The sequence below is a fragment of the Vibrio diabolicus genome (assembly GCF_011801455.1).
In the GTDB taxonomy this organism is placed as follows: domain Bacteria; phylum Pseudomonadota; class Gammaproteobacteria; order Enterobacterales; family Vibrionaceae; genus Vibrio; species Vibrio diabolicus.
In genome coordinates this window covers 2,005,531-2,021,784 of record NZ_CP042451.1, presented here as the reverse complement: position 1 = coordinate 2,021,784, position 16,254 = coordinate 2,005,531, and the positions used below count along the sequence as shown (strand labels likewise).

At 45.3% G+C, this 16,254-nt stretch carries 15 protein-coding genes; 8 read left to right on the top strand and 7 right to left on the bottom strand.

What is annotated here, in order from left to right; genetic code table 11:
* Positions 1-11: 11 nt before the first annotated feature.
* Entirely contained in the window at positions 12-1,226 is a 1,215-nt protein-coding gene (locus FR741_RS09630) for a putative manganese transporter (protein ID WP_167426716.1), read from the bottom strand.
* A 186-nt stretch (positions 1,227-1,412) separates the two neighbouring features.
* On the opposite strand from FR741_RS09630, the gene FR741_RS09625 reads away from it, so the two are divergent.
* On the top strand, positions 1,413-2,318 hold the full coding sequence (locus FR741_RS09625) for a manganese-dependent inorganic pyrophosphatase (protein ID WP_005393312.1): 906 nt from the start codon (positions 1,413-1,415) through the stop codon (positions 2,316-2,318).
* A 68-nt stretch (positions 2,319-2,386) separates the two neighbouring features.
* A complete protein-coding gene (locus FR741_RS09620) occupies positions 2,387-2,776 on the top strand; it encodes a DUF2750 domain-containing protein (RefSeq protein ID WP_085343079.1) in 390 nt (129 codons plus the stop codon).
* An 82-nt stretch (positions 2,777-2,858) separates the two neighbouring features.
* Here FR741_RS09620 and FR741_RS09615 read toward each other — a convergent pair whose 3' ends face one another.
* The 6 genes from FR741_RS09615 to pspF all read right to left on the bottom strand — a co-directional run bounded on the left by FR741_RS09615 (position 2,859) and on the right by pspF (position 9,310).
* Positions 2,859-3,650: a peptide ABC transporter ATP-binding protein gene (locus FR741_RS09615; protein WP_005393308.1), complete on the bottom strand. Its 792-nt coding sequence runs from the start codon at positions 3,648-3,650 to the stop codon at positions 2,859-2,861.
* Positions 3,647-4,642 (bottom strand): peptide ABC transporter ATP-binding protein, encoded by a 996-nt coding sequence (locus FR741_RS09610; protein ID WP_005378126.1) that lies wholly within the window; start codon positions 4,640-4,642, stop codon positions 3,647-3,649. The genes FR741_RS09615 and FR741_RS09610 overlap by 4 nt, the downstream gene beginning before the upstream one ends.
* The gene (locus FR741_RS09605) at positions 4,642-5,529 is read right to left on the bottom strand and encodes an ABC transporter permease subunit (RefSeq protein WP_005378123.1); all 888 of its coding nucleotides are present in this window, start codon (positions 5,527-5,529) and stop codon (positions 4,642-4,644) included. The genes FR741_RS09610 and FR741_RS09605 overlap by 1 nt, the downstream gene beginning before the upstream one ends.
* The gene (locus tag FR741_RS09600) at positions 5,516-6,478 is read right to left on the bottom strand and encodes an ABC transporter permease (RefSeq protein WP_046874787.1); all 963 of its coding nucleotides are present in this window, start codon (positions 6,476-6,478) and stop codon (positions 5,516-5,518) included. Before FR741_RS09600 ends, FR741_RS09605 begins: the two co-directional genes overlap by 14 nt.
* Positions 6,478-8,097: an ABC transporter substrate-binding protein SapA gene (gene sapA / locus FR741_RS09595; RefSeq protein ID WP_005393298.1), complete on the bottom strand. Its 1,620-nt coding sequence runs from the start codon at positions 8,095-8,097 to the stop codon at positions 6,478-6,480. The genes FR741_RS09600 and sapA overlap by 1 nt, the downstream gene beginning before the upstream one ends.
* 205 nt (positions 8,098-8,302) lie before the next feature.
* Complete coding sequence (gene pspF, locus FR741_RS09590) at positions 8,303-9,310, bottom strand: phage shock protein operon transcriptional activator (RefSeq protein ID WP_167426715.1); 1,008 nt, start codon at positions 9,308-9,310, stop codon at positions 8,303-8,305.
* Between the two features lie 232 nt (positions 9,311-9,542).
* Between pspF and pspA the strand changes: the two genes are divergently transcribed.
* The 6 genes from pspA to vmeI all read left to right on the top strand — a co-directional run bounded on the left by pspA (position 9,543) and on the right by vmeI (position 16,243).
* Positions 9,543-10,214, top strand: a complete 672-nt coding sequence (gene pspA / locus FR741_RS09585) for a phage shock protein PspA (RefSeq protein ID WP_005393294.1) — start codon at positions 9,543-9,545, stop codon at positions 10,212-10,214.
* Between the two features lie 14 nt (positions 10,215-10,228).
* Entirely contained in the window at positions 10,229-10,462 is a 234-nt protein-coding gene (gene pspB, locus FR741_RS09580) for an envelope stress response membrane protein PspB (RefSeq protein WP_046874790.1), read from the top strand.
* Positions 10,455-10,844 carry an envelope stress response membrane protein PspC gene (pspC, locus tag FR741_RS09575; protein WP_012841944.1) on the top strand — a complete coding sequence of 130 codons (390 nt, stop codon included), beginning with the start codon at positions 10,455-10,457 and terminating at the stop codon, positions 10,842-10,844. Before pspB ends, pspC begins: the two co-directional genes overlap by 8 nt.
* 161 nt (positions 10,845-11,005) lie before the next feature.
* The gene (locus FR741_RS09570) at positions 11,006-12,037 is read left to right on the top strand and encodes an efflux RND transporter periplasmic adaptor subunit (RefSeq protein WP_047008606.1); all 1,032 of its coding nucleotides are present in this window, start codon (positions 11,006-11,008) and stop codon (positions 12,035-12,037) included.
* A gap of 1 nt (position 12,038) precedes the next feature.
* Complete coding sequence (locus FR741_RS09565) at positions 12,039-13,136, top strand: efflux RND transporter periplasmic adaptor subunit (protein WP_074191125.1); 1,098 nt, start codon at positions 12,039-12,041, stop codon at positions 13,134-13,136.
* Positions 13,133-16,243, top strand: a complete 3,111-nt coding sequence (vmeI, locus tag FR741_RS09560) for an efflux RND transporter permease subunit VmeI (RefSeq protein ID WP_167426714.1) — start codon at positions 13,133-13,135, stop codon at positions 16,241-16,243. Before FR741_RS09565 ends, vmeI begins: the two co-directional genes overlap by 4 nt.
* The last annotated feature ends 11 nt before the right edge of the window (positions 16,244-16,254 follow it).

Below are 16,254 nucleotides of genomic sequence, written 5' to 3'. Positions count from 1 at the left end.
CGTCCTGAGCGTCAGAACTCGAATAAAAAGTAATACCCGTATCCAACGATAAAAGCAGGAATGGACGAATAAATAGTCGCGACCAAAGCGGCTTTCGGTGCCATTGCAATGGCGGGGAATAGGGCGTCACCATCGTTAGATATCGCATTGGCTAGTTGCGCGGACAGTGGAGCAGCACCAGAAATGTATAGGCTAGTGACTAAAATTTGCGGTCCGCAACCAGGTAGCATACCAATGGCTAAGCCAGCTAATGGCATCCAAATTCCCCAATGAGAAAAGGTTTCTACGAGATTGATTCCAGAAAAATAGGTTGTCAGTTCAAACGCCAGAAACGCCACGATCACCCAAGCACTGACGAAATTCGTATCTTGGGCTGCTTTTTGAATCGGGTGTGAGTCCACAATTTTTTCATCTTCAGAGACCGTTGACTGATAATCGCCGAGCTCTTTTGTCATCGCCCACAACGACATTGTGATCACCGCGAAGATAGCGCCCAGCCATTCAATGGTATTGGCCTGCAAAGACAACAGCTGATTAATATCGATTTGGAAAGACATTAACACAGCAACGACGCTGGCAGGCACAATAAGCCATTTCCAAAACGCGCCTTGTAGATTGATTGCACGTTGTTCAAGTGGCGTGTGACGGTCTGTCTGGTGTTGGCAACAAGCATGTGTCTGAGGCGCTTCTTTTGGTTCTGGGCGCAGAAAGTTATCAGCATGAAAAGCATTAACGACCAACCCTGAAAGAGTACCCACGATAATGCCCAATCCAACCACGCCTACACCAACACTAGGTTTGGCGGCGAGAAGCAAAAAGGCAGCGTCACCCATTGTTGAAGTAAGTACCGCGACAATCGCACCAAATCCTACTCGGCCACTAATAAATTGCGTTGTCACAACAATAGCGCCACCACAGCCAGGCAAAGCGCCCAATAAAGAAGCAAAGAAAACCTGATGATTACGCGAGCGGTGGTAGAGCTCGGTAATTCGATTGGTTTTCGACATAAAGTTTGAAAGATAATGATAAATTGCCAAGGTGGCGGCAACATAGCATGACACCGCCCAGAATGAGTCGGATAGCGTCTGTACGGCAACGTCACGTGTATTTTCATTGCCTAGCAAAATGAGCATGACGATAGGGATCAGCAATCGCTTATAAGCTAAACGAAACTGAGTAGGCTGAAACAACTGTTGTGCAGAGTGTAAAAATTGGGTCGCGTTCATCGTTTACTCAAATGCAAATAGGAATAATTATCATTATATGTAAATGAGATTTATTCGCAATAGCATTGTGAACTTTTCTTCGTGTCAAACTCTCTGAAATCAGGTAAAGTATCGGCCTTTGTGAGCAAACACGCCCTAATTAACTGTATTAGGCGGCGTATAAAATTGACTTGAATAGGAAGAAACATGATTCTAGTTGTAGGTCATAAGAACCCAGACAGTGACAGTATTTGTAGTGCACTCGTTGCAACTGAACTTCTAAAAGCGCGTGGCGTTGAAGCTATGCCAATTCGCCAAGGCGAAATCAACCGTGAAACTCAGCACATCCTAGAAGTTGCTGGCGCTGAAGTTCCTGAGCTTCGCACATCAGTTGCGGGTGAGACCGTTTGGCTAGTAGATTACTCAGATCTAGCACAAGCACCAGACGATATCGCAGAAGCTGAAATTGCGGGTATTGTTGACCACCACCGCCTAGGTGACGTGATGACAGTAAACCCAATGGAAGCATGGATCTGGCCTGTTGGTTGTACCAACACTGTTCTATTCAACATGTTCAAGATTGAAGGTCACGCGATTACTCCACAAATCGCTAAGCTAATGATGTCAGCAATTCTATCTGACACAGTAGGCTTTGCTTCTCCAACTTGTACACAAAAAGACAAAGATGCCGTTGCTGAGCTAGCGGTAATCGCAGACGTACAAGATGTTGACGCATTCACTAAAGATCTTCTAATTGCTAAGACAAACATCGAAGGTCTATCTGCGGCTGAGCTTGTTGAGAAAGACCTTAAAGGTTACCCATTCAACGGTCGTGACGTAGTAGTAGGTCAGGTTGAGCTTGCCACACTAGAGCAAGTTGACGGTATGATCGAAGCACTAGAAGCGGATCTAGAAGCGCGTTGCGAAAAAGACAACCTTGCATTTGCTGCTGTAATGCTAACAGACATCACGACTGCTCAAACTCGTCTTCTATACAAAGGTGAGTGGGCTGAGAAGCTTGTTAAGCACGAAAAAGACGGAATGCTAATGATGGAAAACACGCTAAGCCGTAAGAAGCAAGGCTGGCCTTGGCTTCAAACTGAGCTAGCTTAATTTTCTAGCATATACTTTAAATGCCCGCCTAGCTGCGGGCATTTTTCTATGGGAAATAGGAGACGAATATGTCTGAGCAACTGACCCAAGAGCAGATGGATACCATCAATCGTTACAACGAAGAGCAACGTTTAAAGTACTGCGTAAAAGAGGTTGTGGCGAATCGTAAAGTTTGGATTCTGAAAGATGAACATGGCTGTGTCATGTTAAATACAGAAGATGATGATTGTGTACCAGTATGGCCAAACGAAGAGTTTGCTTTGCAATGGGCGAATGGTGATTGGGAAGATTGCGAGCCAGAAGCGATCTCTCTAAACAAGTGGCACAGTCGTTGGACCTCTGGTCTAGAGGATGACGAGCTATCGATTGTTGTATTCCCAAATCAAAATGAAGAAGGGGTCGTATTGTTTCCTGACGAGTTTGATTTTGAACTGCGCAAACAAGCGAGCCGCCGTTAGTTTTTTGATTAGTACCCATACAATAAAGAAGCCTGCTTTAACGCAGGCTTCTTTACATTTGAACGATGACATCTTTAATAGGCTATTTTGTTTGGTGGCTTGGCGCCTTATAGAAGTGGCTTTCGACTAGGCGTTGAGTAATAGGATGCTCGGGATGAGTCAATACCTGGTTAGTTTCGCCAAACTCGACCACTTCACCTTCATGCATCACCATCACTTTGTCAGTAATGTGCTTAACAATGCCAATGTGTTGAGATACATACACAAATGACAATCCCATCTCTTCTTGTAACTCGAGGAATAAGTTAATGATCTGTGAGCGCATGGCCATATCCAAACCGTTTAACGCCTCGTCAGCGACAATGATGGAAGGTTGAAGAATAAGCGCACGAGCTAAACACACACGCTGTTTTTGACCTGCCGCTAGCATTTGTGGGTAAAAATAGGCGTGCTCAGGCAACAATCCGACGCGGAGTAGGGTGTTCTTCACACGCTGCATGCGTGCATCTGGCGGCATGTTGGTGTTTCGCTTTAACGGACCTTCCAAAATACGGCCAATCTGGATACGCGGGTTGAGCGATGTATTTGGATCTTGGAAAATCATGCGAATGAGCTTACAGCGTGTCGCGTAATCTTTGTGCTCCAATCGTTCACCATTTACACGGATTTCTCCAGAGCTTGGCTCTACAACGCCTGCAAGCATACGGGCAAGAGTGGATTTTCCTGAACCGTTTTGGCCAATAAAACCGATAGTTTGCCCCGGCTCTAACGTAAAGCTCACCGGTTTGACAGCCTCATTAACCTGACGTTTGAATAGTCGGGAGCGCGTAACAAACTGCTTCGATAAATTATCGACTTCAAGTAACGCACTCATGACTTTTTCTCCGTGTTCAATGGAAAGTGGCAGTTAAATTTATGATTCTTAATTCGTCTGGTGTGTGGAATTTCAACACATTGTTTCTGCGCATACGGGCAACGTGGACCGAGTCGACAACCGATGGGCAGATGCTGCAATGGCGGAATCGATCCCGGTAGGGATTGGAGTTTTTGCTTGTGTGGTACCCAATCATTAAAGTCTGGCATCGCTTTAAGCAAGGCATCTGTGTACGGGTGCTTGGGTGCCGCAATTATTTTACTGGTATCGGCAGACTCCACCGACTGACCACAATACATTACCGTAATGCGGCCCGCCCATTGTGTGATGGTCGCTAAGTCGTGACCGATAAGCAGAATGGTCGTGTTATTGAGCTGGTTCATACGGCTCAATAAACGCAATATTTGCGATTGGGTAATCGGGTCTAAGTCGTTGGTTGGTTCATCTGCGATCAGCAACTTTGGTTTGGTCGCTATCGCCATGGCAATCATGACTTTTTGGCACTCACCATCAGTCAGTTCATAAGGGTAGCTACCCATTAAACGCTTGTGATCTTTAATGCCTACTTTATGCAGAAGCGCGATGGCTTGTTTTTTACGCCATTTAAATCGTTCCCACCATTTCCCTTCAAACGCGCGAGATGGGATGGACTCGATCAATTGACGTCCCACTTCTTCTGAAGGATCAAGACAGGTTGATGGCTCTTGGAAGATCATCGCAATGTCACGGGCAATGACACGTCGACGCTCTTTTGGCGTAAGCTGAAGCAAGTCAATATTGCCAAGGCGCATACGGTCTGCGGTAATGCGCCAGTTATCTTTACTTACCCCAACAATCGCTTTTGCAACCAAGCTTTTCCCTGAACCAGACTCACCTACAAGACCACGAATTTCGCCTTCATTCAAAGTTAGGCTCATTCGGTCCACGGCTTTGACCAACCCTTGAGGGGTTTCAATCTCAATAGTCAAATGTCGAATATCTAACAACGGCATTATTCGATCCCCGCATTAAGCGCTTGACGTACACCTTCACCTACTAAGTTTAGGGTAATAACGGTAAACATGATGGTTAGGCCGGGTAGGGTTACGGTCCAAGGTGCAATATAAATCAACTCGACAGAGTCACCTAATATCGCTCCCCACTCAGTACTTGGGGCTTGTGCGCCTAAGCCAAGAAAACCCAGCGCAGTAATATCTAAAATCGCAGCAGAGAGCGCGAGCGTGATTTCAGCAGCAATAACCGTCAATATGTTGGGAAGAATTGAACTCCACAGTAAGTAGAAATCATTAGCGCCATCAAGGCGTGCCGCCATGATGTAGTCTTTTTCAACTTCGGTGTGGACTGCGATATAAACGGAGCGAATAAAACGCGGAATCAAAGCCAAGCAGATCGCGAGTAAAATATTGAACCCACCAAAGCCTAGAAATGCCACAAAAATGATTGCTAATAAGAGCGACGGTATCGACATGACGGTATCGAGCAAGTGATTGAGGGTACTCGACAGTAAGCCTTTCGTCATACCTGCTAATACGCCAATCAAACAACCTACGACCGCGGCAATCGCAGTGATGGCAACGGCTGCACCAAATGTAAGTTGAGAGCCCATGATCAAGCGTGACAGAATGTCTCGGCCTAAGTCATCGGTCCCCAAAAAGTAATCAACCGTTCCAGCTGGGGCCCATGATGGCGGCACAAGCAATTCGCCTGACTGTGCTTGGGCATCAAACGGCGCAAGCAGTGGCGCAAAAATGGTAATTAGGACGATAAATACCAAGCACCATAGGCCAAACATGGCTAGCCCGTTGGCGCGGTAACTTCGCCAAAATCGCTCAAACTGAGTTGGAATGCGCTCTTCCTGATAAACGTTATTTGTTAGCATACCATTCCTTTCGAACTAGAGGGTTAATCATCGCGCCAATCAAATCAGAGAGAATATTAGCGGTGAGAACCAAAGTCGCAAGTACCATCACGCCAGCTTGGATTGATGCATAATCTTGGTTTGCCAATGCATCTAACAACCAACGACCAATACCTGGCCAGTTAAAAATAGATTCAGTGATGATAGCCAAGGTAATCATACTGGAAAGTTGAACACCGACTTTGGGGATGATAGGCGGTATTGCATTACGCAAGACATGTTGAGTAACGATCTCGCGGTTAGAGAGACCTTTGATTCTCGCTGCACGAATGTAGTTTTGGCTCATCACTTCCGCCACCGAAGAACGCATTAGTCCGACAACCTGCGTGGTTGGAGCCAAAGCGAGCACCAAACATGGCAGCACCATATGCTCAATGACGCTTTGCAGTGCGTGAGCGCGGTATTCACCTTTCGCCATGAAAGCGTCGATAATGGCAAATCCGGTTACATGATCAATTTCGTACAGCAGGTCATACCGTCCTGCCACGGGAAAGAGTTGGTATTCCAATGAAAAAACCATGATAAGTAGCAGAGCCACCCAAAAAATTGGAGCGGAATAACCAGACATCGACATGAATGAAATGCTGGTGTCGAGCCATTTACCTTGCTTCATCCCAGCAACGGTTCCAAGCGGAATACCGATCAAAAGGGACACCAAAAAGGCAAAAAAGCACAGTTCCAAAGTGGCAGGGAATACGACGGCGAGCTCGTCATAAATCGCGTTGCCGTTTTTACTTATGCCAAAATCAAGCTGAGAAAGGTTGATTAAGTAAGTTTGCCAACCAGACCAAAAATCAACGTTTGCCCAGTGCGAGAGAGGGTCAAGGCGCAGCAGAGAAAAGCCCACTAATGTGAGGATCATCAAAGTGATGAAAAATAGGTTAAAGCGTCGAACGGTATACCAAAACATCAGTGAATTCTCTCAACTCTATCAAACGGTTGGGCATTGAAAGGGCTTGATTTGAAGCCTGTCAGTGATTTGTCGTGAACACGGAATTGCACACCATGTGCCAGAGGAATTACCGGGAATTCTTGATTTAAAATGTTCTGCGCTTGGCGATATAGGTTCAGACGGTAACGCGGTTCTTGGGTTTCCAATGCCAAATCGAGCAAGAAATCGAAATCATCGTTACACCACATCGATACGTTGAGGCCAACGCGATCAGACTCACAAGATAATAACGGGCGGAAAAAGTTGTCAGGGTCCCCGGTATCACCAATCCAACCAGTTAAAAGTAAATCGATGTCGTTGATGTTCTCTAAATCCACACGTTCGAATCTATCATCGGTTAGCAACGTTAACTCAACCCCAATATCGGCAAAATTCGCTTGGATTAGCTCCGCGGTCTTGCGAGGACTTGGGTTAAAGGCGCGTGGTTCAAGTGGTACCCACATGGTCAGCTCTAGACCGTCTTCATAGCCAGCATCACGGAGAAGTGCTAATGCATAGTTACGGTCATAACGAATTTTTACGCTGTCCTTTTGATAGGCCCATGAATTAGGCGGTAGCAATGTATAAGCTTGCGAGCCAGTTCCGTAGTAAACCGAATCTAAAATGTTCTGACGGTTAATCGCTAAGTTAAGTGCTTGGCGGACGCGAGCATCACTAAGTGCGGTCGTTTCAGTGTTGATCGCAATAAAGGATACGTTGTTGGCTGGCGTAGCAGTTAACTCAAGATTGTCATTTTCTTGAATAACGGGTATTTGGCTTGAAATAGGCGAAGAGAGCACATCACACTCGTTTCTTAAAAGTTTCGCCAAGGTACCAGTGCCTCGATGAGAGATATCGAACACCACTTGTTCCATTTTCGCGGGTGACTTCCAGTAGTTAGAGTGACGTTCCAAACGAATCAAGTCGTTAACTTGGTACTCTTTTAGTTGATATGGGCCGGTACCGATAGGAAGTTGGTCGATTTCTTCTTTATGATCTTTTGCTGCCAGTTGCTGTCCGTACTCCGCAGACAATATGACAGCATGGCTGGTGGCAATATTTGCCAAGAAGGAAAAATTTGGCTGAGATAAGGTAAACCTTACCGTATGCTCGTCAATCGCAGTCACGTCTTGCAGCAGGTTTTGAAAATCTAACCCTGCAAACCATGGATAAAAACCACCACCTACTTGGTGAAAAGGATGGTCTACATCAATGATTCGCTTGAAGCTAAATACCACATCCTTTGCATTCAATGGGCGAGTGGGAGTGAACCAGGACGTGGTTTGGAATTGAACATTACGTTTAAGCTTAAACGTGTATTCCGTTCCTGACTCATTCACAGACCAACTCTCAGCGATATTTGCTACTGGCTGATGTGATTTAGGATCGAGCGTGAGCAGCGTATCGTACAACTGCGGGCTCAGTGCCTCTGCGGTAATACCGCTATCAATAAGCTGAGGGTTAAACGTGGTTGGCTTACCTTGTCCGCAAAACACAAAGCCAGCTTTGCGAATGTCATTGTGGTCAATTTCATCACCACAAGCGGTCAGTAGGCTAATTCCAATAAGGCTCAGCGATAATCTTATAAAAGCATTCATAATATGAAATGTTCATTGGATCTTGCTTGTTTCATTTGATCTTACTCTTTCAGAGCTAACAAGCGAAAATGATCTCGCTAATTTATCACCTTTGTGAACTCGCTCCAAACATAAAATCCATACACTGTAAGGTGTTATGCTTGAAAGACATACAAATTAGAGCGCTGTCACTCGCTCGCTAACCGATCAAGCACCTTCGACCAAGCTAGCTTTGCCCGACTAAACCATATTTTCTAACCATCCCTCGTAATTGGTGGTAGCTCAAACCAAGTAGCTCGGCTGCTTGTCGTTGATTAAACTTGGCCTCTTCCAATGCGCGATTGAGTAAGTGGATGTCTTGCTCTTCTTGCCACTGTTTATAGTCTAGAGGGAATTGAACTGCGCTGCTTGGTGCTTCTTCTTGCTGCTGTTCGGCTTGCTCGGCATTATGACCAAGCGTGTTATTCCAAACTGTTTCAAAAGGATTGAAAATCAGTTCATCAATTGGATCGGCATTGAGACCATGTTGGTAAATAGCACGTTCAATCACGTTTTTTAGTTCACGGACATTACCTGGCCATTCATATTCAAGAAGCGAATGCTGTGCTTTTGAGGTAAAACCGACAAAATATTCGAGCTGAAGTTCACGGCACATCTTCATCGCGTAGTGCTCTGCTAAAGAGAGGATGTCTTCTTTTCGTTCACGAAGAGGAGGCAGCATGATGACATCAAACGCTAAACGGTCGAGTAAGTCGGCACGGAAATCGCCTTGTTCCGCCAATTTTGGTAGGTCGGCATTGGTTGCACAAACAAGTCGAACATCCGCATTGAGAGCGGTATGACCGCCAACTCGTTCATATTCACCATATTCGATGACACGCAACAGCTTTTCTTGAACTAAAAGTGGTGCGGTGGCCAGTTCGTCAAGAAACAAAGTGCCGCCTTCGGCGCGTTCAAAACGTCCTTTATGCTTGCCCTTAGAACCTGTAAAAGAGCCGGATTCATGACCAAATAGCTCTGAATCTATTAGTCCTTCGCTTAAGGTCGCACAGTTGAGTGATAGTAGTGGCTTATCCCAACGTCTTGATAAATAATGCAAACGCTGAGCGATGAGTTCTTTACCCGTTCCTCGTTCACCGATAATGAGGACTGGACGCTCAATAGGCGCAAGTTGTGATACTTTATCTAGTACGGCGAGAAAAGCAGGTGATTCACCAATCAGGTTTTGCTTCATAAAGTCCTTCTTATTTAACAGCCGAGCCTTGATTTACATATGGAGTTGGTGAATTTCACCAACAGTTGGTGAAAAACATCATAGCATAATAGTGCATAACGACAACAAAATGCATAAACTGCTGATTTTAAATGTAATTTTAAGTTGGCATGCTACTTGTAATGTATTCAGGGAGACGCAAGGTCAATCACCACCTTGTCGAGTTTTAATAGGAAAAAAGAGGAGTTCCGTTATGGGTATTTTTTCTCGATTTGCAGATATCGTTAACTCAAACATCAGTGCATTGCTGGACAAGGCGGAAGATCCTGAAAAAATGATCCGTCTTATCATTCAAGAAATGGAAGACACACTTGTTGAAGTGCGTACTAACTCGGCTAAAGCGATTGCAGACAAAAAAGAGTTGGCTCGTAAAGTTGAAACGTTAGAAGAGCAAATTGGCGAATGGAGCCAAAAAGCGAGCCTAGCGTTGGTAAAACAGCGTGAAGATTTGGCTCGTGCAGCGTTAATTGAAAAGCAAAAGCTTGAGCAAGTGATTAAAGGTCTTCACACTGAGCAGACGTTAGTAGAAGAAACGATCGACAAGCTTACAGGCGAGATCGGTAAGTTAGAAAGCAAAATTGCAGAAACGCGTGCAAAACAGCAAGCACTAGCAATTCGTAACCAAACCGCCTCTAACCGTCGTGATGTGCAAAAACACCTGCACACTAGCCGTACTAATGAAGCGATGGCGAAGTTTGAGCAGTACTCGCGTAAAGTGGATGAAATGGAAGCAGAAGCAGATTTGTACGCACAAACTGGTAATGCAAAATCGCTAGAGCAAGAGTTTGCAGAGCTTCAAGCTCAAGACGAAATCGAAAAAGAGTTGGCAAAACTGAAAGAACAGATGTCATCGAAAGATAAATAATAAAGGAGCCATTTATGTCGACATTTTTATTTGCAGGACCAGCAATTGTCTTTCTGATCTTTGTCGCTCCTCTATGGCTCTTCTTACACTATCGCAGTAAACGCAAAACGGATAGTGCACTGTCGAGCCAAGATTTAGAGCGCCTTCAGGTACTATCTGAAAAAGCGGAAGCGATGCAGTCCCGAGTTGATACATTGGAGCGCATCTTGGATGCTGAGTCACCAACATGGAGACGCAAGTATGACTAATCGAGAGCTGTATCGTGACCCAGTAAATGGCAAAATCTCCGGTGTTTGCGCCGGAATTGCCAACTACTTTGGTGCAGAGGTTTGGTTGATTCGTATTGTAGTGATTTCTGCAGCGCTGTTGGGCGGTACGTTTTTGGTGTTGTTAGCATACGTCGCGATGGCGTTTATGTTAGAAAAGCAACCAGTGACGTATTCTGAAAATATCCGAGCGCAACAAGAGCACACACTTAAAAGTAAGCCTTGGCAGAAAGGACAAAGTCCGGACCAATTGCTCAGTGTGTTGGAACGCGATTTTGACCGTCTTGATGGCAAAATCCGTAACATGGAAGCGTATGTTACGTCTGATACATATAGGGTGAATCGGGAGTTCAGTAAGCTCTAAACACTCCGCATCCAAAGAAGATTTAAACGAAGCAGGTGCAAAGCCTGCTTTTTTGTCACAAATTACTAATTTTAAAGCACTATTAATCTTTTCAACTCTGGAAGTTCGCCCAGAATTCATCTACTTTAAAAATAATCCCTTAATTTTTATGGATGAATGTAATGAGAAGATTGCTCATTCCTGTCGCCATCTCGGCTGTGTTGTCGGGGTGTGGTAAAGAACTTCCCCCTGTTCCAGAACCTGAATCCCGCCCCGCAAAGCTATTTACAGTATCTGTTGGCAATGCCCAATTTGAACGACACTTTCCTGCCACGACGGAAGCTGGTGATAAAGCGGTACTGACGTTTCGAGTTCCTGGACTTCTTCAAACGATTGAGGTGAATGAAGGTCAAGTCGTCAGCAAAGGCGATGTATTGGCTTCATTAAACCCTGATGAATATTCTCTGCTTGAACAGCAAGCTCGGGCAAATTTCGCGCTCGCAGACGTGCAGTACAAGCGATACCAAAAGTTACGTAAAGACCAAGTGGTGTCCGAACAAGATTTTGATGAGGCAAAAGCGAATCACAATTCAGCCAAAGCTCAGTGGAATCAAGCAAAGGCAAATTTAAGGTATACCAAACTTGTCGCGCCATATGATGGTACGATTTCGTATATTCCAGCAGAAAACCATGAGTATGTCGCCGCAAAAGAAGGCGTGATGAATATTCAATCCAACCAACTGCTTAAGGTGATATTCCAAGTCCCTGACTATCTGCTAAATCGTTACACTCAGGGTAGCGATGTCTCTGCCAGAATGGTCTTTGACGCTTTCCCCGAGCAGTCATTTGACTTGACCTTTCAAGAAATCGATACAGAAGCCGATCCTAAAACCGGTAGTTACAAAGTCACTATGGTGATGGAGCGACCAGCAGAAATAGGCCTTTTACCGGGCATGTCTGGTAATGCTTACCTCCTATCTAAAAATGCTGGTGCAACAAAAATTCCTAATTCCGCGCTGCTAGAAGAGAACGGCAAAACATACGTTTGGCGTGTCGATGAGCAAGGTATTGTGTCCAAAGCCGCTATTGAAATGAATGACAAAAACCAAGTGTTAGCTGGGCTTAACGATGGCGATCAAATCATTATCTCTGGTGTTAGTGTAATTGAACCCGGAATTAAGGTAAGAGCCTGGATTAAGGAAAGAGGGTTGTAATATGAAAGGAATCATCTCTCTAGCGGCATTATTTTCAACGTTTCTTCTTGTTGGTTGTGGCGATAAGGCACCAGAAAAAGCTCTTGAGACACCGCGTGTAAGAGTTACCTCATTAGCGGGAAATCGGGTGGATGACAACTTATATTTCCCTGCGGTTGCGAATGCAGCGGATCGCTCTCATTTGAGTTTCCGAGTGGCAGGAGAAGTCAGCCGCATCATGGTAAAAGAGGGCGATAAAGTCACGAAGGGTGATGTTATCGCAACGTTGGACCCTACGGACTATGAGTTGGATGTAGATAATGCGAGTGCGCGTTTTTCTGTTGTTGACAGTCAGTATCGCCGTTCACGTCCTTTGGTTGATAAAGGCCTATTAGCTAAGTCTCAGTTTGATGAAATTGCAGCACAACGACAAATCGCTCTGGCTGAGCTTAAGTTAGCGAAACTCCGTTTATCATTTACTACCTTAAAAGCGCCTGTGGATGGGATCATTTCTCGAGTTAATATCGAGCAATTCGAAAATGTCCAAGTCGGACAGCATATCGTCAATATTCATAGTTTGGAGCGAGTAGAGGTGCTGATTCAACTTCCAGACCGGCTCTATGTGAACCAACCGCCAACGGAAGAAAGACTTACCGCGATAAAAGCATTGGTGCGCGTCCCTAGTGGTAACGAGTACAACGCGACCGTGAAAGAATTTACGACTGAGCCAGACCCAACCACAGGCACGTTTACCGTCACATTATCGCTTCCTATGCCGGAAGAAGAATACATCCTAGATGGGATGGCAGTTGAGGTGACCTCCAAAGATAAGAACGTTGGCTTGGATCTCAATTTAGGAATTAATGTTCCTATTGAAGCCATTTTCAATGCGGACGGTGACGAGCTGGGGCGGGAAAACAAATTTGTTTGGGTACTGAATGATGACAATACGGTATCGCGCAGACAGGTTCGAGCAGGTAAAGCATCTAAAACATCCATTCAAATCCTTGATGGTCTCATGCTGAAAGACAAAGTTGTGATTGCCGGTGTTTCTCGGTTAAGGGATGGCATGAAAGTGGAAGTGATACAGGAAATGGCTACGCAGGAGGCCGGTCTATGAGCGATCTTAATAAATCAGTGCCTCAAAGTGATGATGATGTGACCGGTATTGCTGCGTACTTCATCCGAAATCGTGTCATCAGCTGGATGGTCGCACTGATCTTTTTGATTGGTGGTATCGCTGCATTCTTTGGGTTAGGGCGTCTTGAAGACCCTGCTTTTACCATCAAAGATGCCATGGTGGTGACCTCTTATCCTGGTGCGACGCCGCAACAAGTCGAAGAAGAAGTGACTTATCCGATCGAAAAAGCGATTCAGCAGCTTACTTATGTTGATGAAGTGAATTCGATTTCTAGCCGAGGATTATCGCAAATCACAGTCACGATGAAGAACAATTATGGCCCTGATGATCTGCCACAAATCTGGGATGAGTTACGCCGTAAAGTGAATGACCTTAAAGGGACGTTGCCTCCGGGTGTGAATGAACCTCAAGTGATCGATGATTTTGGTGATGTTTACGGGATTTTGTTAGCGGTGACTGGCGACGGTTATAGCTACAAAGAGCTACTGGATTACGTTGATTACTTACGCCGAGAGCTCGAACTGGTTGATGGCGTGAGTAAAGTTTCGGTATCCGGGCAACAGCAAGAGCAAGTTTTCATCGAAGTATCGATGAAAAAGCTGAGCAGTATAGGACTTTCCCCCGATACGGTCTTTAATCTTCTCTCGACGCAAAACGTGGTTTCTGACGCAGGGGCGATCAGAATTGGTGACGAGTACATCAGAATTCAGCCGACTGGCGAATTCCAGAGTGTGGATGAGCTAGGCGATTTGTTGATTACTGAGTCGGGAGCTCAGGGGCTCATCTTCTTGAAAGATGTAGCGGAAATAAAACGTGGTTATGTAGAAGTCCCGAATAATATTATTAATTTTAACGGCAGCCTCGCACTAAACGTGGGTGTTTCTTTTGCTGAAGGCGTCAATGTCGTTGAAGTCGGAAAAGCGTTTGATCATCGCCTTGCAGAGCTAAAGTACCAACAACCTGTCGGTATCGAAATTTCCGAAATTTACAGTCAGCCTAAAGAGGTGGATAAATCGGTTAGCGGTTTTGTTGTCAGCTTGGCTCAAGCTGTCGGTATCGTCATTATCGTACTTCTGTTCTTTATGGGGCTACGTTCAGGTCTGCTTATCGGTTTAATTTTACTGCTGACGGTGTTGGGTACGTTCATTTTCATGAAGTATCTCGCGATAGATTTGCAGCGGATTTCATTAGGTGCCTTGGTTATCGCGTTAGGTATGTTGGTGGATAATGCGATTGTCGTGGTTGAAGGGATTTTGATTGGTACTCAAAAAGGACGAACTCGACTCCAAGCGGCGACTGATATCGTTACCCAAACCAAGTGGCCATTACTTGGGGCAACTGTGATCGCGGTAACTGCATTTGCGCCCATAGGACTGTCTGAAGACTCGACGGGTGAATACTGTGGCACTTTGTTTACGGTTCTTCTGATCTCATTGATGTTGAGTTGGTTTACCGCTATCTCGTTGACACCGTTCTTTGCTGACATCTTCTTTAAAGGCCAGAAGATTAAACAAGGTGAAGGGGAAGAAAATGATCCATATAACGGGGTTATTTTCGTTATTTATAAAAAGTTTCTCCAGTTCTGTATGCGCCGTGCTTGGTTTACCGTTGTGGTGCTGATTGCGGGATTAGCGGCAAGTGTTTATGGGTTCACCTTTGTGAAGCAAGCGTTTTTCCCATCGTCGACAACGCCTATTTTTCAGTTAGATGTATGGATGCCGGAAGGAACTGATATTCGCGCCACCAACACAACGCTTAAAGAGTTAGAAAGTTGGTTAGCTAAGCAAGAGCATGTTGACCATATCACGACGACCGCGGGTAAAGGCTTACAGCGCTTCATGTTAACGTACGCGCCAGAGAAAAGTTATGCGGCTTATGGTGAGATAACCACTCGTATGGAAAATTACGAATCGTTAAAACCATTAATGGCGAAGTTTCGAGAGTATTTAAAAGCCAACTACCCAGAAATCAATTACAAGCTCAAACAGATTGAGTTAGGCCCTGGTGGTGGTGCAAAAATTGAAGCGCGCATTATTGGCTCAGATCCAACCGTCCTTCGTACGATAGCCGCTCAGGTCAAGGACATCATGTACGCCGATCCTCAGGCAACAAATATCAGGCATGATTGGCGTGAACGAACCCAAGTTCTTGAACCTCAGTTTAACGAGAGTCAGGCACGTCGCTATGGCATTACCAAATCGGACGTCGATGACTTCTTGTCCATGTCATTCTCTGGAATGACGATAGGTTTATACCGAGACGGCACGACGCTCATGCCTATCGTGGCTCGCTTACCTGAAGATGAACGCATTGATATTCGTAACATCGAAGGCATGAAAATATGGAGTCCAGCACAGAGTGAGTTTATCCCACTTCAACAAGTTACAATGGGTTACGACATGCGCTGGGAGGATCCTATCATCGTGCGTAAGAACCGTAAGCGCATGCTCACTGTGATGGCAGACCCTGATATTCTAGGTGAAGAAACCGCATCGACGTTGCAAAAACGTTTACAGCCCCAAATCGAAGCGATTCAAATGCCTCCTGGCTATTCACTAGAATGGGGTGGTGAGTACGAATCTTCAGGTGATGCTCAAGAGTCGCTGTTTACTACCATGCCAATGGGGTACTTGTTCATGTTCTTGATCACCGTATTCCTATTTAACTCTATCAAAGAGCCACTCATTGTTTGGCTTACCGTGCCGCTGGCGTTAATTGGTGTCACCACCGGTTTGTTGGCACTCAACACGCCGTTTGGTTTTATGGCATTGCTCGGCTTCTTAAGCTTATCGGGAATGGTGCTCAAAAATGGCATCGTATTACTGGACCAAATTGAAATTGAAATGAAGTCCGGTAAAGAGGCTTATGACGCGGTCGTTGATGCTGCGGTAAGTCGCGTCCGTCCCGTTTGTATGGCTGCTATCACGACGATCCTTGGTATGATCCCACTGTTGCCAGATATTTTCTTCAAACCAATGGCGGTTACGATTATGTTTGGTTTGGGTTTTGCGACAGTCCTGACACTGATTGTCGTGCCAGTGTTGTATCGTTTGTTCCATAAAGTGGCAGTACCGAAACAGGCTTAGTGCTACTGATA